We start from the raw sequence: 20070 nt of genomic DNA, 5'->3' as shown, positions 1-20070 counted from the left end.
GGGCGGGGAACTTTGTCCTGTAAATCGGTGTCTCTATTCTAACAAGCACGTTACTCACCCATGGTGATCAATAAAACAGGAAGTTGTTTATTATGCCAGGCAGCAATCGTACCTCTATCCCCAGCCCCTTACATACTGGTGCACAACCCATTCCCTATCATAAGTCGCCTGATGAAGGCCTCCGTTTAAAAAAAGCGCCTCATAGCGTTCACGGAGAGATGAGCGCTCCGGATAGCACTTCATCTTCCATGATTTCTGATAGAGATATACAGTCCACAAAAACGTTACCAGAAGATGTTCAGGTTTTAGCTGATGATCTTGTATCGCTTACATACGATATATGGCTTTTGAGTGTCTCATCAAGATTGGAAACAGCATTACAAGATCCGCAAACCCGATTTGATCAATATACAATTCAATCTATAAAAAAAATAACTTGCGATAAGGAAACGATTTCTCTTATAGAAAAGAGCTATAGAAACACACAGTTAGAAGACCAACGATACCTGAAACTATTATCCAACCTGAAGAAAACAGTAGACTCCGCCATACAGTTAAAGTATCCAAAGGAGCAGGATCACACATCGCTAAAAAAAATAGTAAAACATAGGCAAAAAAAATGTATCTCAGACATGAAAGCTATTTACAGTGATACTAAAACAATTATTAGCAACATTTCGAATAGGAAGTTTGTTTTCCCGAAAGACCCGCTTCAGTACACCGCAGGAGCACAGGAATCATTACTCCATAAACATAGAAAAACACAAACTCGCCAAGAGTTTCCAAAACCGCAGAGGAGAAACTTTGGCACATCTCCCAGCCACCCTTTAAGAAAAGGGTGCTTAAAGCCTACTATGGACACCCACCCTGCAAGAACCCAGTCAGTACCGGATCTATCATCTCCGGAAAAGAGCAGATATGGCACCGGATACGACAATCGTGAAGAACGAATGAGTCCTAAAAAGCGTGGAAGCTTACCACCTCTGTACGACCGAAAAGGCATTACAGATTGGCTTACATCCAGCCAATCCAGTCTTGACGGGACAATACCTCCTGAACACCCGAATAGTGGCTTCTCTGCTAAGAATCACAAGAGACATTTTAAAGAGGATACAGACAATGGAATAATCGGGTCACCCTTTAGAGAGAGTGCACCAGAATCACATCCTAGGCCACATATAAGCCTCTCTTCACGTCGTCAAACACCCGAACCTAGAGTGATGACAGAAGACCATTCAAGCGCGTCATCTGTTGATGATATCAAGCATAGTGTCCCTGTATTACTCCATCAATCACACGACACACTTTCGTCAGATAGATCGGAGTCCTCCCACAGAGAAATGCCTGCTTTCGATCTCACAAGCAGGTCACCCGTTGCAGGTTCTGGACATATTGCGCCTAGATCGCCTGCCAGATCACAGGAGAGACTTTCTTTAAATAGCGCAAGCTCAGTCCATAGCGAAGAGCCAGACTGTATAGCCTATAGAAGTCCTCATCAAAGTGTCTGTGGAATACTCAACACATCATCTAACAGTCTGCCATCGGACAGGTCGGAGCTCCTCCATAGTGAGACGAATAGCCATGGTAACGTATCATCTTCTGAGCGGACTCCTGAACACAAAGCTTCTGAACTACTAGATGAGGACCGTTCTTCAACATACCCTAGGAGCATCTATAGTGATACGGATCGAACAAGCCTAACTACAAACGATCTTGATGCTCCCCCTACCCTTGAATTTGAAGCACTCGAGGGACATTTACCTCACTCCTATTCTGCTAATTCATGGCCATGGAATTCCTCCAAACATCCCAAGCAATACGACGACACCAAGAGATCACTGTCGCTGTCAGATCTGACAACAAGACGAGAAGAGCTATTGCGTGATACATCTCAGCCCTTTTCTGATTCATTTTCTGGCGCCACCGTCATTCAGGGACCCATTCATTATCCCTCCAGCGGACATTTAATGCTGTCGTCAGCCAGTCAGTCAACAAATAGCCACGCATCCTCCCTTGAGTCGCAGGGCCGATTACGGGATAAAATCCACACATCTGAGGAGGAACGGGTCCTCCAAGCTGCCACCCCTGAAGCAAAACAACCAAGCTGCGCGTTAACATTACCCTCAGAAACAGAAGACAGATTACCTAATCAAGTAGAAAGCCCTTTACATAGATCAACTTCACATGATGTAGCGGACAACATGACCAGTTCCCGCTCAGTGTCGCCCGTACCATCAGAGGCATCACACACATCCAGCGATGATTGTGAGTGGATAGTTGAAGGTTGCCTTTCTATATCCAGGCGGAATTCATTTGAGAAACTCTTAATGATGTCATCTGAAGACTCTGAATCTGAAAACTCGGAGTATGAAGTTTCATCACCGGTTAAACGGGACATTTCATTCCGTGCACCATCAGATGACGCAGTATCCATATCAGTCGGCTCTTGCTGGGATGAGATGGATATAGCGCTTACATTACCAGAACCAGCGTTTGATCTGGATGGTAATATTCTGTCACTCAATACAATGATTACCCAGATCAAAAACCAGAAGCTGAATGAAGCCCCAGTCATACCAGCACTTAATTTACTTGAAACAACGTTTCTAGCTCAGAATAACGAAGAAAGTGCCTCAACAACCATCATTGTCTTCAGAGAGCTTTTAATTGAATTGACAGACGGAACCCATAAAAAAGTAACAACGCTGCTGACTGAAAAAGAGGAGTCCACACCCACACAAGATGAAGATAGCCCAAATGAAATAAATGCACGGCTTAAAAAATCAATGAAAGAGCTAAAACGATTAAGCTCTACGCCTACACGGATAAATGAAACACCCAATTCAACCATGCAACGAAACACAAGAATTTTTAGTAAACTAATTGACGTCATTAGTCTGATTCGAGATGTCGAACCGACAATAGCAGATCAATTAGAGGATGATATAAAAAATAGGATTCTCTCTAAACTGAGCGAAGGGTTGGATCAATTGGAAAGAATAAACCGTGGAGAGGAAGATAGTACTGATGCTGAATGCGAGGAGCTACCATTAGATAGCTCTCGTCAGTACCTCATACCAAACGAGCTACGCCGTCCAATAACAGATGATGATTCAGCGTGGTCGACAGAGATTATTGAAAGGTTATCGAAGACTGGCGCTGCGGAGGTAGTACCTGCGATGGAGGCGACTGTATCATCAACACGAGTGAAGCATGACCCAATAACAGGTCCAGCGGTTGTAGAAAGCTCTCCAATGAGTGTCTCATCAGACATGAAATCCGAAAGCGGGGAACCAATAAAAACGCTAGACGGTCGATCAACATGGGACAATTATCTTCCTCTACCAATAGGAATAGAAAGCTCAGATGAACACAAACCCCATGTATCTGGACAGACAAGTAGCAGGTTAAGTAAAGATACATGCTACGATTTCCAACAAACAAGCATTGACAAAAATAAATGCTATAAATTTCGACAAACGCTCCGTGGAAGCGATGAATTATTAGAAGTCCATATTATAGAAGATAGATCAGCCTCAATGCCGGCAGTCCTTCAACCTTGCGATGAAGGTTACTCCCCGCTAACTCCAGAAAAGCGCCCCAAGCGACAATCTGTTGCTAAACGTCTATTTAATAAACAATAATTCAAATAAATTAACAGACAGTACTAAAATCCATAAATATATCTATGGGTTTTAGTATTTTTTATTCCATAATTTTATATAAAAATTTCAATATGCCTCTATTAATCCTTACAACACAATAAAAAGCTAAACTAAAAAAATAAACAAGGAGGCATTATGGAAGGTCCCAAAGGGAGACATTCTCTGACTTCGCTCCCCCATTCGAACGCATTCGAAGAAAAAGAAAGCGTCGCGGGGTCAATCAGCACGACTAAAGGGCAATCAATCATCTCAGAAAGCTCAAACTCCAAGGCAAGTGCGAGCTTAAGAGCCAAGCAGCGAAGTGTCGGAAAGACAGACAATGGTTTACCCGATCCTGATGTATTAGCCAACCAGATAAACGACAACATTAATAATCTCTGGCTGGCAAAGGTAGCGGAAAATATTGATTTTCTGAGCAACCCTGATTATGAACCACCAGAATGCATCACTGAAATCATAATCAGAAAAGATGGTGAAATCATTTACAGGTACCCCGATCCAGAAAGAACAAGCGGTCTTGCCGCCGGTATCATAGAACAAGTCAAACAAGCCTTACCACAACATCCAGAAGAAGAGCTACTATCGCAAACAAAAGACAATCTTGCACTCTACAAACAGGTGTTACTTGATCAGAAGCAGAATGAAAGCAATCCAGTAGCGTCCGTTATTCATTCTCTGAAATCACTTGTAGATACAATGCTACATTGGCGAGAAAGTCTGACCTCCTCAACCGAGCTTGAATTAACGGGACAGTTACCCGATTCACGTAAGCTTATTCAAGAATTAGAAAACAGCGAAAAGTTTAAAGAGAGAAAAAGACACCGTTCGCCCGATGATGAAATTACCGTAACGATGGAAGCAGTCCCCGTTGTTGATGAGGATGACGGTAAGCCATTACGTGATGAAAACAACAATCCGGCACCTGCATCTGTTCATACAGTCGAGCCAACATTACCGGACTTCGGCCATCAGCCCCCGTCACCTGCGCCACAAGAAATGCCACCTCCACCTCCACCTCCACCTCCACCTCCGCCTCCGCCACCGCCACCGCCAGATTCGCAGCAGTCTCAATCATCTAAAAGCATGAGCCAACCTGCGTCATCGCCTCCACTGCGTTATGGCGCCAATGCAACAGAGGATCATGCACATTCCATGAAGTCGTTGAATGAAGACTTTTCAAAATTCGACAAAAGCACACTACGAAAAACAGAGACCAATTCTGAGGAACAGATACAACAGAGAAGAGGGGCTATGGATAAAACGTTGGATAAAATACGGTCTTTTGATAAATCATCCATGACGACGGTAGAAACAAATTCGCCTGAACATATAGCCGAACGAGAAAAAACGGCTTCCAAAACCCCCAGGGGTGAACTTCTTGAATCTATAAAGTCTTTCAAGCCCGACACGATGCTCAATAAAACATCAAAAAAAGATAAGGACCAATAACACGTTTCCCTACTGAAACAGCGGTACCCGGCATAGGGAAAATGACACAAGAAAACACTCTGCGTATACTGGCTCCGCCTGTTGACCACAACGATCATGACAACAAAGCGGTGCAGACCATGAGTGTTTTCAAATCCCATATTGCTGCCATGAGTGCCTATGCCCCTCCGCTGGAAGGCCGCGATCCGGGGCAGCATTTACTGCTGGATTTCAATGAACGCACCCTGCCCGTTAGTCCTCAGGTTCGTCAGGCGCTGCTGGATTATCTCAATAATGATCAGCTACAGATGTACCCCAATTATGGCGAACTGACCGAACGTATCGCCGACTATAACGGTATCAGCAGCAACCAGGTCATGATCACCAACGGTTCCGACCAGGGCATTGACCTGATCATCCGCGCCAGCTGCCGTGAGGGGGATGAAGCGATCATTCCCGGCCCGTCATTTGCGATGTATTACCAGTGCGCGAAAGTGGAAAATCTCAATATCATTGAGCCGCAATACACCCGCGGGGAAGGGTTTCCCGCTCAGGCCGTCATGGATGCCATCACCCCGGCCACACGCCTGATTGTGATTGCCAGCCCTAACAATCCATCCGGTACCGCTGTCAGTCGAGAGACTATCATTAAGATCACCCAGGCGGCACCGAACGCAGCCATCCTGGTGGATGAGTGCTACTTCGAATACACCCAAACCACGGTCAGCGACCAGGTGAATGACACACCCAACCTGCTGGTCACCCGTACGTTTTCCAAGACCTGGGGATTACCATCTATCCGCCTGGGTTATGTGATCAGTTCCCCCGAGAACATCAATGCCCTGCTCAATGTCCGCGGCCCCTATGACGTCAACCAGTTTGCCGTTGTCGCCGCGACTGCGGCACTGGCACATCCGGAATACACAGAAAACTATGTCAGGGAAGTGATGACCGTCTCCAAACCGCTGTTTGAAGCGTTTCTTGTGGATAAGAAAATTGCGTTCTGGCCCAGCGCCGCCAACTTCCTCTGGACGTTCCCGGAAGATCCAGACACCGTCAACCGCCACCTGCAGGCACACAACATTCTCGTACGCCCCAAAGCCGATCAACAGGGCCGCATGGGCCTTCGTATCACGCTGGGAAACCGGGAGCAGACGGAACACCTCATCCGGGTACTGGACGAGGTCATCCCCGCCCCTTAACGGTGTTCAGCCAGCAGCATTTCCAGCTTTTGCATGAATTTGCTGTTGCCGGGTACCGGATCATCCGGAAACACCGCCGCCTGATGCCCGCGGCGGTTCACCAGGCAGACGGACATACCCGCAGGGCCGGCCAGACCGGTGAGTGTCTGAAAGTGCTCATGATCACTGCCGGTGGGCAGCTTCAGGAGTGGAAAAGACACGTTGGTCGCCACCTGGACCGTTTCCGGGTAAAGACCCACCACGGTGAAATGACGTAAACGATACCGCATGAACATCTGCTCGAGGGCCTCCAGCCGTTCCTGAACCGTCTCTGGTTCCAGCAACGTCATCAGGATGACATGGCCTTTAAAATGATCCCGAAGTATCAGTGGTTCGTTGTTCGAAGAGAGCCTGAACGCATGGTCCAGAATAGGCGACTGGCCACTGCCAGCGTGTGTGATCACCATAACAATCCCTGTTACTGCGCGGAGACAACGCCGGTCTCGTCCTGAACCGGCACACCTTCTGAAAAGTATACTCAGCGCAGTAGCAGGCGGTTATAACCATTCACAATCACACCTGCGGGTATACAGCGGTTAGCGATGAAAAATCCGATCCAGCCAGGAACGCTTTTCGTAGCTGGCCTTGACGCCACGGGACAGGAAAAATGGCACATAGTCCCGGTCATCTTCCAGGATATGACGGGTCAGCCAGGATTTGAGGAAATGGAGCAGTTCAAAGCTGATATGCTTGCCGTCGCCGACCTTGCCCCGGAGTTCATACACCTGCTCAATCAGTTGTTCATGGTGTTGCTTGTGTTCTTCATAGCCGGGGTAATCCAGTACCCGCATCAGGCTTTCTTCAACGGAAAAATGAATCCGGGTGTATTCCACCAGTCGATCAAGGATACCAATCGCCGTATCGCTTCCATGATGCTCGGTAATGGCCCGGTGTAGCTCGTTGAGCAGATCCACCAACACCTTGTGCTGCTCATCAATCTCCTGGATACCCACGCTGAGAGAGTCATTCCAGGGTATCAGCACATTGCTCCCTTTATTATCTGTCCGATGACCGTCTGCAACGGCATTTTCCATGGTTAACCTCGCTATTATGCCGAACGTGTCGCTTATAAATATATGTGACTATGCGACCATCCGGTGTGTTGTGTTTATGGGCAGGCAACCGGTACTTTAGAGACAAACCAGCCGGACAAACATTGACACAGGTCAACACTCAGAGAAAGACCGCACTACCCTGCCATAATATGTCGCGATCACCCGCGAACAGACGATAACTGGATAACGGAGACCCTATGCACCACGATCCTGCCACCGAAGCCAGTCTGCTGAAGCTGTTGGGGAGTCACCGCTCCATCCGCAAATTCACTGACCAGCCACTGACCGACACACAACTGCAGGCAATCATTCATGCGGGCCAGGCCGCTGCTACCTCAAGCTTCGTTCAGGCCCGCAGCGTGATTCGTGTACGCAATCCCGACGCCAGGGAACAACTGGTGACGTTATCCGGCGGTCAGCCCTATGTCTCGTCTGCTGCAGAATTTCTGGTGTTCTGTGCCGATCTCCGCCGGGCGGAACAATGTTGTGAACGGCACAATATGACGATGCCGGCTGGCATGACAGAAGCGTTTATTATCGCGACCGTGGATGTCGCCCTGATGGCACAGAACTGCGTGATTGCCGCGGAAGCCATGGGACTGGGCGCCTGTTACATCGGCGGTATTCGCAATAACCCGAGCGAGGTCAGCGACCTGCTGCAACTACCGCAACAGGTCTACCCTGTCTTTGGTCTCTGCCTGGGTTATCCGGATCAGAGTCCCGAAATAAAACCCCGACTGCCTGCTGACATTATTATGAAAGAGGACGTCTGGTCCGATGATGATCCCGGGACACTGGAAGCTTATGACGACACCATTCGCGACTATTACCAGACCCGAACCGGCGGGAACAAAAATATCAGCTGGAGTGAGCAGGTCAGTGGCTTAATGGCTGAGAAAACCCGCCCTCATATGCGAGCTTTCCTGCAGGAGCAGGGCTTTGAAATGAAGTAGGGGCTGGCTTCAGGAAAAACCGCTGTTCAATCCCAACAGCATACCGATGACAAAACCAATCACCGCCAGGAACGCACTCCCAATGGTGAGACTGAGCAACACCATTTTCAGGTGGTCTTCCCGCTCCCGGCGGTTCCATTGCTTGAGGCAAAGCATGCGATCATCATCGAGCTCGGTAGACAAACCACAGCGGCGGCAGGTCACCTGCCATAGCAGGCTGCCGGATACCGGAACATCCACAAACTCGGCTTCAGACTGACAGCAGGGGCACTTACGCAGTATTTCCATGATACACCGACCTACCGATACCCTGAGACACCCGCCAGGCGCTTCAGGAAGAGAAAGACCTGTCTTTTTTTATCGGCAGCCGATGACTGAATTGGAGTGAGAAACGGGGGTCAGGCGGTACGGATATTTGACGATTCCCGGGACGAATCATCACCGTTGCCCGGCTTTGTGGATGAACGCCGTCTCAAGCCGCTGAAGGAGAAGAAGTGGGCGTTCTTTTTGTCTTGCTTTGCGCTATCGTCTTGTTCAACGTGTTTCGTATCTTTTCTTTTCATTACTCGACCTCATGGTACGTGATCACAATCATTCGCTAGTTGTATGACAGTAATGCGTCAGTCAAAGTTCCCGTGACTGAATAACCCCATCCTTTACAAGCGAAATAGTGATATCGGCAGAGGTCGATCATTATTGAGAATGCGATTGCACAGCCGCCCCTGTCATTGGACGGCTATTTGAAACACTGAATGACTTAAAAATACCTATCAAACATCAAGGCTGCTGACGTGTCGCTGCAATAACAATCTCACGTACACACACATTCTGCGGTTGGTTATAGGCAAAGCTGATGGCGCCCGCGATATCGTCCGGTGCAATGGCGCCGCCGATGCTGTCTTTCCAGGATTCGTAGCCAGCCTTGATGTCATCACTGGAGGTATGACCAAGCAATTCGGTTTCCACCGCACCGGGGGCAATGGTGATCACACGAACATTGTCGTCAGCCACTTCTTCCCGGATATTCTCGCCCATCGCATGCACTGCGAACTTGGTGCCGCAATAAGCCGCATGATTGGGGAATGTCTTACGGCCCGCAATAGAGCTTATGTTGATGACAGTGCCGGCTTTTCGCTCCCGCATGCCCGCCAAGACCAGATGAACGCCATTCAACAGGCCGAGCACGTTCACATCAAACATCCGCTGCCACTCTACCGGATCCTGGGTATCCACATGCCCAAGCAGCATGATACCCGCATTGTTGATCAGGCAGTCCACCGGACCAAACTGTGCTTCGGCTTCTTCCAGTGCATGACGGAAGCTTTCACGATCCATCACATCCACCTGACGGCACAGGGTATTCGGCAAACCCAGACGTTCCAGTCGCTCAATCCTGCGCGCCAGCAACAGCAGAGAATACCCTTCAGCAGACAGTTTGCGTGCAGTGGCTTCGCCAATGCCGGAGCTGGCGCCGGTAATCACAACCAGTGGTTTGTTCATCGTGCTTCCCATTGAAAAAAGAGTTTGCACACGTCAGACGCCGTGCAGTAACGAGCGGCACTATAGGCGTTCAAACCGGGTAGATAAAATTGTCATTTCTGAGGCTTACCATAAGCCAGACCTATGGATAGACAGGCAACAGGGTTTCCACAATCATCCGCCAGCCTCACGCTCTTTTATGATTACTGCTGACGGGTCGGTGCAAGCACCACCTCCCGGATACAGACATTCTGCGGCTGCTGATAGGCATACCAGATCGCTTCCGCGGTATCCTCTGAACGGATGCCGCCGCCAATGTCCTTTTTCCAGTCCTTATACTCCTGTCGGACAGCATCACTGGTCGTGTGGTCGAGGATCTCCGTTTCCACGATACCCGGCGCAATGGTAACAACCCGGACATTATCATCCGCCACCTCTTCACGAATGCCTTCGCTAATGGCATGTACCGCGAACTTGGTACCGCAATAACCCCCATGATTCACAAAGGTCTTGCGACCCGCCACTGAGCTGATGTTAATCAACGTTCCCGATTGCCTGCGCCGCATGCCGGCCAGCACAAGATGTATACCGTTCAGCAATCCCTGCACATTGGTATCGAACATCAGCTGCCATTCCTGCGGATCCTGGGTATCCATCCGCCCCAGACGCAGGATGCCAGCATTATTAATCAGGCAATCCGTCGGCCCGTATTTACCTTCCGCCTCCTCAAGCGCCGCCCTGAAAGCGATCAGGTCAGTGACATCCACCTGCCGACACAGGGTATTGGGCAACCCCAGCGACTCCATACGCTCCAGACGCCGCGCCAGCAATAGAAGGGGATAGCCTTCCTGCGAGAATTTACGCGCCGCAGCCTCTCCAATACCAGAGCTGGCACCGGTGATAACCACCAGGGGTTTAGTCATTGATTCACCTCTGAAAACTCGGGCAAGAAAGAAAACGTATATTTGGGCCGTAGAACTATAGACGCTTCCCCTGCAACCGCTAACCGAAGTGATTCTACTCAAGAGTCTGTTCCGGTATCCGATGGGCGTAGCCTTCCTGACTATGACCCCCACCATAACGATCCCTGCAGGACTAATCTTTGGTTTCATCGAATAAAGTATGGAAAATTGAGCAAAAAGCTCACACGCCCTGAACAGTACGGGATCTTTTTATGCGCCAGAGGGCGTGATTATGAATCGTCTCTCTATCGTCTACACTCACCACCCTTCCATTCACGAATGGTGCTTAAATCATGTGGTCGAGGCTTTCTACATATCGGGTGCTTACTATAGCCCTCTTCCTTTGCTTATCGCTTTGCCGTTTGTCTTTCGCTGGCAGCCTATATTCCTTATCAAATAGTTGGGAGCATGCCAGGGAACGGCTGACTTATTTAGAAAACTATTCCAACCCCTACACCTTTGAGATTTTGGAAAAAGCCGATATCCAACCAGGATGGCACTGTCTAGATGCCGGCGCAGGCCTGGGAGGCATTACACGCTGGCTCGCAGAGAAAGTGGGTGTAGAAGGCTCTGTCGATGCCCTGGATATTGAGCCTCATTTCTTGCGAGAAATTCCCGATTCGAACGTCAACGTTCTTGAGCAAGATCTGGTCACCGATGATCTTTCCGAAGCCACCTATGACTTTATCTTCGCCAGAAATGTATTAATGCACATCCCCGAGCGCGAACAGGTTATCCAGAAATTTGTGCACGCATTAAAACCCGGAGGCCTGCTGATCACAGAGGACTCTGCCAGATTACCGCTGGACGCCAGCATTCCGGATTTATCCAAAGACAGCGCCATGAATACCATGATGCACTCAATACTGACATCCCTCGAACAGGCCACCAATATATCCTTTCTGTCAGCGTATGAAAGTCCAAAGTATTTCGTCAAAACGGGATTAGTTAATGTGACCGGTTCAGCCTCAGCCTACTTTCCGGCAAGCAGCACTGACATGGCCCACATGTTACTGAATTTTAAACAGCTTAAACCTGTGTTTATCCAAGCGGGTTACGATGAGGCTGTTTACGACCGCTTGGTTCAAACCATTGAACAAAACACAGCCCATTGGCGCGGGGCGCAGGTGGCAACCATTGGTTATAAGCCAGCTAAAACAGAGACGGCAAATACCGTATTATACAACCTTATTCACTGAACCATTGTTGAACCTATGGATCTTCGCCTGTTGCGCTGCTTTGTCGCGGTGTATGAAGAAAAGTCCATTACCGCTGCTGCCGCTCGCCTGTTTCATTCTCAGCCGGCTATTTCCAGTGCCATAAAATCGCTGGAGGAAACATTGGGCACGGCGCTATTCCTACGCCACAAGAAAGGCGTGGACCTGACCGATGAAGCACACTATCTCTACCCACTGGCGCTGCGCTTACTATCCGACGCAGATCGCCTGCCGGGTCTGTTCCAGCAAAGAAAACACCAATTGCCTTTCAAGTTGGCGACTTACCCTGACCTGAGCCAGTTATCACTGGCCCGGGTATTGGCCACACTGCAAGACGAAAACCCTGAGTTACTGCTGGAACTGATTGATCCTTCCAGCACACCGGATGCCAGCATTACGCTGGATTGTCAGAAAGGGGAGGATGAGATATTCCTGCCGCTATGGGAGGAGGATTATATCTTGTGCATGCGGCCTGAACACCCGCTGGCCCAGAGGCAATCCATCGAACCCCGCGAGCTGCATCAATACCGTTTTATTGAGTGTCCGCCCTGTGAAGCCCATCAGCAAACTCTGGGGCTGCTGGCCTGCAATGGGCTAAGCGTGAACCTGGTGGCCAAGGCGGAGAGCAAGACACAGGTCATGCATCTGGTTCAGGCGGGCCTTGGCATCTCTTTCCTGCCGACCGGTGTACTGGAATCTGCCAAAGAGCTGGTAACACGCCCGCTCATAGGCCCCAGAATGTTCCGACGCATAGGGCTCTGCTACCCGGCCAGCAAAAGCCTGAAACCGGCGCTGAGTGCCGCGATTGCCACACTGGGCCGGTATCAACAGAATCGCTCAAAAACCGCCATGGACACCCAGACCAATGTTTAATCCGGGCCCACTGGACGCCGGACGCAGTGCTTCAAGCCTCAGCCCTGCTGAACCGTAGGCGCTGCCTTCGTAAATCAGGAAATTCCCCTGCCAGAGGAAAGAGAGGGTTTCCCCCTGATCCAGGGTCAGGTCAATGTAGCTGCCGGACCGTAACCAGTGACCCACTCGCGCTGCCTTGTCCTTGGGATGATCCAGATACGCTTCCACAAACAGGGCGTCCCCATCCGGAAACAGCATCAGTTCGACAAAACGGCCAGAGCCTGAGGCGCTGGGCAGGGCGGTAGCATACACGTGGGTAGCTGGGACCGACGCACCGCTGATCCCGTTACCGGCACAACCGGTCAGCACTGCCAACACCATCAAAATACCGAGCCAACGCATGGCGGATGCTCCTGTTCTGTAATGCAAAAAGTCTGTGATTATTAATCAGGACTGGCCAGGTTATCCAGAATGGGACAATCCGGCCGTTCATCCCCATGGCAACAGTCTGACAGAGCCATCAGGCTATCGCGCATGGTTTCCAGTGCCCGGATTTTAACGTTGATGTCATCGATCTTTTCTCGGGTCAGGGTTTTGACATCGGCACTCCGGCGAGACTTGTCGCGGTAAAGGCTCAACAGTTCACGACACTCTTCCAGGGTAAACCCCATATCCCGGGCATGGGCGACAAAACGCAACTCACGCAGATGCTGTTCGTCATAACGCCGATAACCATTCGCCTGACGACCGGCCGGCTGGATCAGCCCTATGGATTCGTAATAGCGGATCGTCTTGCTGGTCAGCCCGGTTTTCTGTGCAGCCTGGGAGATATTCATGGGTAGTCTGGGAGTCGCGGCTTGTGGCGTCATTCTAACGACCATAACCGTATTTTAATACGACTGCGGATCCTCTTCAGGGAGTATTCGACTGACGCTTCTGCTTTTTCCGCTGCTGCCGCTCAATCTGTTTTTTCATGTAGGCTTCCGCCTGTTCGATACCACCTGGATATAATTTTGCCATTCGCTGCCGGTCTTTCTCTGTGAGTCCCGCTTTCCACTCGTCAAATGATGCAGGATACTCGGGCTCACCAAAGGAAAGTACACCATGGTTCATCGCGACTTCAATGCCGGTCTTGGCAACGATCAGACCGAAGGCCATGAAACCCATTGACAGAATACCGATAACAAAAGCTCCGAAAAGGGTAAGAACCCTGGGTCCCAAATCATCAGATAATTCGTCTGCAGAACATCGGCGATTTTCAGATGCCGCCATAAGCAAGCGGTAAACCGGCTCAACCACTAAAATCCCCAGAAACAGGAAAAACATGGCCGAAACATTCTCCAGCGGCATGATGAATTTTTGTTCAAACACTATCTGTGCCACGACAATCGCCATCGCGAAAAAGCCAACGAAAGGCGCCAGCTTCTGCAATTCATCAATCACCATTTTGCGCTTGACGTCACTGTCATCTGAACACAGCAATGACACACGTACCGGGTAAAGTAATCCGATGACCAGAGTTTCCAGCCAGTACAACCAGAGCAGATCATACTCTGTCCAGGCGCCAACAATCAGGCCATAGAGAGGACACAGGTTGGTGATCACGATCATCGCGTCAGACTGCTGCCTTTCCTTTTTCCTGACATGCAACATCCGGCCTGTTCCCTATAAAAAGCGAATCAATAATACCGCCAGTACCATCGACAAAAATACACCCGCAAAACCCAGACAGATAAAACCGCGCAGCTGATAGGAGCGGATCAAAGCGCCTTGGGGAATCGTCGACAGAATAAACGGCTGCTTCCAAACATGCGGGTTACGCATGACATTCAATTGTTGCAGCCCGTTCTTATGGCGGCATTCGCCAAGCACCGCACGTTCAAGGCGTTTTTCAATATCACCCAAATCGCCGCCGTCCAGGATCCCATCATCATTCTTGTCAAACTGATCCAGCATCTCGGGATCCTGCTGTGCCATGTGCATTTTGACCGCACTATCAATCACACTGCCAAAATCCAGCCGACGTAGCGCCTTACCAGTCTCGTCTACGGCCTCACTCGTTGCGTTTGCCCTCCGCTCCTTATAGGCCAGCAGTTTTTCTTTCATCTCCGGCTCATAAGGTAATTCACTGGCATCCAGGCAATCGAACTGCCCTAACGCATACAAAGCATCATCCTCTCCGAGGATCTCTTCGGTATACCGATATTGAGGAACGAAGGGTACACTGGACCAGAACAGTAATTTGAGTCCCGTTAACAGTTCAGGTTGCGTATTGTCTTTGGGAGCATCCTTACCTCGCCCCTTGTTAATACGCTTCAGTCTGAATAATGGATCATCATCAGTATCAATCACACAGAAGCCTGTATGATCACGCAGTAACAGGTATTGGTGACTGGTATCATAATAAACCGTGTGCCATTGCCACTTTGCTTCTGAATCATGCCTTTTTCGTATGCGCATATAGCGCTCAACCTTATAGGCATACCAAATACAGGCTTGATTCGTCAGTGGACTTTTAAGGCGTCCTTTTTCAAAACCTTCAGGACGACCAATTAATTCAACATAACCAGATTGTGCCGCACCCACCCGTGAGGTCGGCATTTTATTGACAGCGTGGTATTTTCTGAAAAAATTGATACCAATAAAAAGAAAAATAATGGCAGGAATGGCAAAAGCACCGATAAGCAAGCCTGCACCATCATCACTCAGGCCTTCAATCCATGAAAATAGTTCCATCGTAAGTACAGCTCACCATAAAACAAACTAATTTAATATTAGAAGAGTGAAATACTCTATAAAAAAATATGATGAACTAAAGAAGAAATGAGCCACTAACTGTTAACTAATGGCTCACTTTTCATATTTAGATTTATTTAAATTTGTTTTTAAAATTTTGCCAAGCGGATCTTGCTCTTGGTCTGGCATATGCCACGCCTGCCTGAATATCGTGGCCTAACCCCTCAAGATAATCACCCTCCTCATAGGCGGCCTCAGCCCGCTCATGATTACTTATAGCATCTGATAGACCTTCGAGCTCATCCAATTTGCCTTGAAGTTTATCTATTGCACCACTTTTTATTGAGTTTTGTGCCCTCGGGCTACAAAAGCATATACCCCAAGCAAGCCAACAGAATCCTTTACCTATATACAAACCCGCCTTTTGGAAAAAGACTGCAATTTTTCTGGCTCCTATCTCACAACATGATGAGCAATTGTCAAAGCAAGCACTGTCTACAAGGGACTCACCCTCTGTGCCAGAAGTACTTCGACCAAAACATCTAGACTGGCCTTTATCCCTAGCAGCTTTTCTTTCCGCATGCTTTTCATGGCTCTCTTGTACCCTACGATGAAGATCAGAGTCCTGATAAGGCCCCGGACTTCTTCTCCCAAGCTCTGGTGATTTCATACTCCACCTCCTTGCCAATACGGAATTAACATTCCTCTATAACTATTTAGAAAACGATTAAATACAAATGTTCCTTGATCCAATCGAATAAAAACTAATAACAGTATCAACCAAAAAGAAATCAACGGAAATTAGACATTGGTATAAAAGAAAGTTCCTAACAATCCACTCATCAACTGAAAATAATAAGGCGGCTAATGCCGCCATTATGGATTAAACAATCTAGCGTTTCATATCATACGAAGGTCTAAATAACCGTAAACGGTTAGCATTACTGACCACCGTCACCGAAGAAAACGCCATAGCGGTTCCCGCCACGACCGGACTGAGTAGCAAACCTGTCAGGGGGTACAGCACGCCGGCCGCAACAGGAATTCCCAGCGTGTTATAAATAAACGCACCAAAAAGGTTCTGTTTTATATTCTTTAGTGTCGCCCGCGACAGTTCAACGGCATCCGCCACGCTGTGGAGGGAGGATCGCATCAGGGTGATATCCGCCGCCTCTATTGCCACATCAGTACCGGCGCCAATGGCCAGACCGACGTCAGCCCTCGCCAGGGCAGGGGCATCATTGATACCGTCCCCGGTCATGGCGGTCATCTCGCCCTCACTCTGCAAACGGCGGATATGGGCCTCTTTATCCTCTGGCAGTACGTCAGCATGAAAAGCATCAATGCCGACCTGCCGAGCAACCGCTTCAGCCGTGACCGCATTATCCCCGGTTAACATCATCACCTTGATGCCCAAGGCATGCAGTCGTTCAATGGCTGCCGCAGAATCCTCCCGAATCGGATCCGCCACGGACACAAGACCTGCCAGCTGATTATCCACCGTCAGATACATCGGCGTTTGAGCCTTTTTCGCCAATTCGGAGGAGATCGATGCCAATGGCGCTATTTCAACCCCATTTTCCTGCATTAACCGGGCATTCCCCAACAGCACCGAGCGATGCCCCTGCAGTCCCTTAACGCCAGCCCCCGTTACAGCTTCAAACTGTTCACAGGGTGCGATGTCCAGTCCCCGGTCTCTGGCGGCTGCCACAATGGCTTCTGCCAGGGGATGCTCGGAGGCCTGCTCCAGCCCGGCAGCGAATGCCAGTACCTGCTCTTCGGTAAAGTCTTGCATAGGCACTACCGCCGTCACAGAAGGGCGTCCCTCAGTAATCGTTCCGGTCTTGTCGAGCACCACGGTTGTCAGGTGGCTGGCTTTCTGCAGCGCCTCACCACTACGCACCAGCATGCCGTATTCCGCCGCTTTGCCCACCGCCACCATGACCGACATAGGCGTCGCAAGCCCCAAGGCGCAAGGGCAGGCAATGATCAATACGGTGACAGCAACCACCAGCGCGTGCGCTATTGCAGGCTCCGGCCCCACGAAGTACCAGACCATGGCAGACACCAGTGCAATCACCATCACAACAGGCACAAACACCGATGAAATGCGATCAGCTAAACGGGCAACAGGCATTTTCGTACTCTGCGCATGACGCACCATGGCAATAATGCGCGCCAGAGCCGTATCCCTGCCAACCCGCTCAGCCCGAAACAGCAGTGCACCGTTGCCATTCATCGTACCAGCAGAGACCGTATCACCGGCCACCTTCTGGACAGGGACGGGCTCCCCGGTCAGCATGGACTCATCAACCCGGCTGGCGCCTTCTGTGACCACACCATCAACCGCTATCGACTCACCAGGACGCACCCGGACAATATCGTCGACCTGCACCTGTTCAACCGGCACATCCCGTTCTTCCCCATCCCGGACGATACGGGCCGTTTTAACCTGCAGGCCCAACAGGCGCTGAATAGCCGCCGACGTCTTTCCTCGCGCGCGAATTTCCAGCGCCTGCCCCAGGTTGATCATACCGATGATCATGGCGCTCGCTTCAAAGTAGACATGCCGGGCCGCAGCCGGCAACAAATCGGGAAACAGCACCACCAGCATGGAGTAAAACCAGGCCGCACCGGTCCCTAAGGCAACCAGGGAATCCATGGTCGCTGAACCATGCTTCAATGCTTGCCAGGCTCCCCGGAAAAAGTGTCCGCCGGATAACCAGAGAACAAGGAAGGTCAATCCACCAACAATCCCCCAACCCCACTGCTGAGCACTGTTATTAACCCCCATCTCCCCGGTCACCATGCCCCAGATCATCAGCGGCACCCCCAACCCAAGGGCTATGGCCATATGTTTGAGCAAATGCCGATACTGCCGTTGCTCCTGCTGCTCACGGTTTTTGCGCGCCTTCTCTTCTGAATCAATGACCTCGCCGGGATAACCAATCTCCGACAGACTTGCCAGCAACGGGGCAATATCAGCACGACCAGTGACGATTACCTCGCGATCTCCCAGGTTGACGACAACGGCCTGTACCCCGCTCACACTGCTCAACGCCTTTTCAATTTTTCCGACACAACCCGCGCAGCGCATACCCGGCACGGCAATGTGCAACGCTTCAACAACTATGGGGCTGGCACCATAACCAGCCGAAGCCACGGCTGCCACCAACGCAGCAGTGCTCACCTCGCCATCAACCTGCGCTGTCCGGTCAGCAAGATTAACCACCACACCGTTCACCCCTGGAACGGATAGCAACGCCTTCTCAATGCGACCGACACAACCCGCACAAGAAACCCCGGTCAAAGCCAGCATCTGCTCTTTTTTCGGCATAATTGCCTCCTGAAACCTGCTTTGAGGGAAGCATAAGCGTTCTCCTTACGGGAAGGTCAAACCTGTTTTCAATTATCAAGAATAATGACAACCATTGTTTGCATTTGCTTGTTAAATGACCGCACCTTCATCAGGAACCATTCCTGATGAAGCCTGTCTAATCCCATAAGTTAAAGGTCTTTTTCAGACCGAACTATTCACGGGGACAGGAGAAACAGCAAGTATGTTCAAAGATGCTGATAGAACCGCAGCACCAGGTTATCAACCTACCTGGTCTGGCCAGGCTGATTCCCCTCATTCGTCTGATCAAAAGCCCTATCTAAATGGCCAGTTAGGCCGCTCTTCTGTATCTGAATCAAAACCACGAATAGTTAAGATTCTGCTCGTCCCCGTTAAAATGGTGGCGATCTGTGTAACAGTCCCTATCTGCGCTGCACTGGAATGCTTATCGGGAATATCAATTGGCATCATTTTAGGCTCAGGTCTAATCATGAAGGCGTATGATAAGCATGGTTTAGTCTTTGCAATGCCTATTTCCATAATTGTATATCCCATGGGCCTTGTGATGGGTGTTGGCTTCGCTCTTGTAGGTTTCTTTTTTGGTATTTACGACGGTTTTCATCTGGGCTGGAACTGCGATAAATCTCCCCTTGAAAATAGAGCCAAGGATGTGAAAAGTCGCCTTGACGCCTTTTTAAAAAAGGATCATGAACCTAACCATAAAGAAACGACACGCTATAGACCAATAGAGCTAAACGATGACGACTCATCACACTCCTCAAATAGCCCTGATGTTTTTGCTGGCTTAGTTAAAACAGAGGTCACCAGCGCCCCCAATGGGGGAAGGCTGAGTATTAAGTCGGGTGATACTGGCGCCACCGCAGCTAGCACAAACATGTCTGATGTTTCCTCTGGGCCGACTGCTCCCGCTCCCAACGGTAAATCTGATCCATCAAGCAACAGAGCCCAACAGCGCCCTTATGGACCGAATCCTTTTGATGTGGGTAACAAAGACTCTCCTGATTACCACCTAACATAAGCCATTCTCCCGTCTAAACTTACGACACTGGTTTTCCTTGGGTTAGGAGACGTGTCATGGCCAGGAACAAAATCCAGTTTCAGAAAGGCATGAGCCTTGTGGAATT

General features: G+C 49.7%; 18 protein-coding genes. 7 read left to right on the top strand and 11 right to left on the bottom strand.

The genetic code is table 11. The features are described from left to right. Nucleotides 1-92 precede the first annotated feature (92 nt). The 3 genes from KHS78_RS20810 to KHS78_RS20800 all read left to right on the top strand — a co-directional run bounded on the left by KHS78_RS20810 (nucleotide 93) and on the right by KHS78_RS20800 (nucleotide 6295). A complete protein-coding gene (locus KHS78_RS20810) occupies nucleotides 93-3644 on the top strand; it encodes a hypothetical protein (protein ID WP_211830876.1) in 3552 nt (1183 codons plus the stop codon). A gap of 156 nt (nucleotides 3645-3800) precedes the next feature. Continuing rightward, on the top strand, nucleotides 3801-5114 hold the full coding sequence (locus tag KHS78_RS20805) for a hypothetical protein (RefSeq protein WP_211830875.1): 1314 nt from the start codon (nucleotides 3801-3803) through the stop codon (nucleotides 5112-5114). 41 nt (nucleotides 5115-5155) lie between these two features. Further along, nucleotides 5156-6295, top strand: coding sequence for a pyridoxal phosphate-dependent aminotransferase (locus tag KHS78_RS20800; RefSeq protein ID WP_246506739.1), 1140 nt, complete (start codon nucleotides 5156-5158; stop codon nucleotides 6293-6295). On the opposite strand, the gene KHS78_RS20795 is transcribed toward KHS78_RS20800, so the two are convergent. Together KHS78_RS20795 and KHS78_RS20790 are read right to left on the bottom strand one after the other, a co-directional pair. Continuing rightward, nucleotides 6292-6741 (bottom strand): hypothetical protein, encoded by a 450-nt coding sequence (locus tag KHS78_RS20795; protein ID WP_211830873.1) that lies wholly within the window; start codon nucleotides 6739-6741, stop codon nucleotides 6292-6294. The two genes, KHS78_RS20800 and KHS78_RS20795, sit on opposite strands and share 4 nt — an antisense overlap. A gap of 129 nt (nucleotides 6742-6870) precedes the next feature. Continuing rightward, nucleotides 6871-7368 carry a bacteriohemerythrin gene (locus KHS78_RS20790; RefSeq protein WP_211830872.1) on the bottom strand — a complete coding sequence of 166 codons (498 nt, stop codon included), beginning with the start codon at nucleotides 7366-7368 and terminating at the stop codon, nucleotides 6871-6873. Between the two features lie 218 nt (nucleotides 7369-7586). Here KHS78_RS20790 and nfsA point away from each other — a divergent pair, with 218 nt between their 5' ends. Then, nucleotides 7587-8342, top strand: coding sequence for an oxygen-insensitive NADPH nitroreductase (gene nfsA, locus KHS78_RS20785; RefSeq protein ID WP_211830869.1), 756 nt, complete (start codon nucleotides 7587-7589; stop codon nucleotides 8340-8342). A gap of 9 nt (nucleotides 8343-8351) precedes the next feature. On the opposite strand, the gene KHS78_RS20780 is transcribed toward nfsA, so the two are convergent. From KHS78_RS20780 to KHS78_RS20770, 3 genes are all read right to left on the bottom strand, one after another. Then, nucleotides 8352-8630 (bottom strand): Lar family restriction alleviation protein, encoded by a 279-nt coding sequence (locus KHS78_RS20780; protein ID WP_211830868.1) that lies wholly within the window; start codon nucleotides 8628-8630, stop codon nucleotides 8352-8354. Between the two features lie 489 nt (nucleotides 8631-9119). Beyond that, nucleotides 9120-9842 (bottom strand): SDR family oxidoreductase, encoded by a 723-nt coding sequence (locus KHS78_RS20775; RefSeq protein ID WP_211830867.1) that lies wholly within the window; start codon nucleotides 9840-9842, stop codon nucleotides 9120-9122. A 182-nt stretch (nucleotides 9843-10024) separates the two neighbouring features. After that, nucleotides 10025-10744, bottom strand: coding sequence for an SDR family oxidoreductase (locus tag KHS78_RS20770; protein ID WP_211830866.1), 720 nt, complete (start codon nucleotides 10742-10744; stop codon nucleotides 10025-10027). A gap of 332 nt (nucleotides 10745-11076) precedes the next feature. Here KHS78_RS20770 and KHS78_RS20765 point away from each other — a divergent pair, with 332 nt between their 5' ends. Both KHS78_RS20765 and KHS78_RS20760 read left to right on the top strand, forming a co-directional pair. Then, the gene (locus KHS78_RS20765; protein ID WP_211830865.1) at nucleotides 11077-11982 is read left to right on the top strand and encodes a class I SAM-dependent methyltransferase; all 906 of its coding nucleotides are present in this window, start codon (nucleotides 11077-11079) and stop codon (nucleotides 11980-11982) included. 15 nt (nucleotides 11983-11997) lie between these two features. Continuing rightward, nucleotides 11998-12873, top strand: a complete 876-nt coding sequence (locus tag KHS78_RS20760; RefSeq protein WP_211830864.1) for a LysR family transcriptional regulator — start codon at nucleotides 11998-12000, stop codon at nucleotides 12871-12873. Here KHS78_RS20760 and KHS78_RS20755 read toward each other — a convergent pair. The 6 genes from KHS78_RS20755 to KHS78_RS20730 all read right to left on the bottom strand — a co-directional run bounded on the left by KHS78_RS20755 (nucleotide 12838) and on the right by KHS78_RS20730 (nucleotide 18925). Continuing rightward, nucleotides 12838-13254, bottom strand: a complete 417-nt coding sequence (locus tag KHS78_RS20755) for a copper resistance protein NlpE N-terminal domain-containing protein (protein WP_211830863.1) — start codon at nucleotides 13252-13254, stop codon at nucleotides 12838-12840. The genes KHS78_RS20760 and KHS78_RS20755 overlap by 36 nt on opposite strands. A gap of 41 nt (nucleotides 13255-13295) precedes the next feature. Beyond that, on the bottom strand, nucleotides 13296-13721 hold the full coding sequence (cueR, locus tag KHS78_RS20750; protein WP_246506737.1) for a Cu(I)-responsive transcriptional regulator: 426 nt from the start codon (nucleotides 13719-13721) through the stop codon (nucleotides 13296-13298). Nucleotides 13722-13764: 43 nt separating this feature from the next. Then, complete coding sequence (locus KHS78_RS20745; RefSeq protein WP_211830862.1) at nucleotides 13765-14505, bottom strand: DUF6498-containing protein; 741 nt, start codon at nucleotides 14503-14505, stop codon at nucleotides 13765-13767. Between the two features lie 12 nt (nucleotides 14506-14517). Next, entirely contained in the window at nucleotides 14518-15588 is a 1071-nt protein-coding gene (locus tag KHS78_RS20740; protein ID WP_211830861.1) for a hypothetical protein, read from the bottom strand. 133 nt (nucleotides 15589-15721) lie between these two features. Beyond that, nucleotides 15722-16258 carry a hypothetical protein gene (locus KHS78_RS20735; protein WP_211830859.1) on the bottom strand — a complete coding sequence of 179 codons (537 nt, stop codon included), beginning with the start codon at nucleotides 16256-16258 and terminating at the stop codon, nucleotides 15722-15724. A 222-nt stretch (nucleotides 16259-16480) separates the two neighbouring features. Next, nucleotides 16481-18925 carry a heavy metal translocating P-type ATPase gene (locus KHS78_RS20730; RefSeq protein WP_211830857.1) on the bottom strand — a complete coding sequence of 815 codons (2445 nt, stop codon included), beginning with the start codon at nucleotides 18923-18925 and terminating at the stop codon, nucleotides 16481-16483. A 223-nt stretch (nucleotides 18926-19148) separates the two neighbouring features. Between KHS78_RS20730 and KHS78_RS20725 the strand changes: the two genes are divergently transcribed. After that, a complete protein-coding gene (locus tag KHS78_RS20725) occupies nucleotides 19149-19964 on the top strand; it encodes a hypothetical protein (protein WP_211830855.1) in 816 nt (271 codons plus the stop codon). Nucleotides 19965-20070 lie beyond the last annotated feature (106 nt).

The organism is Kistimonas asteriae, from assembly GCF_018263925.1.
Taxonomy (GTDB): domain Bacteria; phylum Pseudomonadota; class Gammaproteobacteria; order Pseudomonadales; family Endozoicomonadaceae; genus Kistimonas; species Kistimonas asteriae.
The sequence above is the reverse complement of the archived record's forward strand: the minus strand, read 5'-3'. Positions and strand labels throughout refer to the sequence as shown.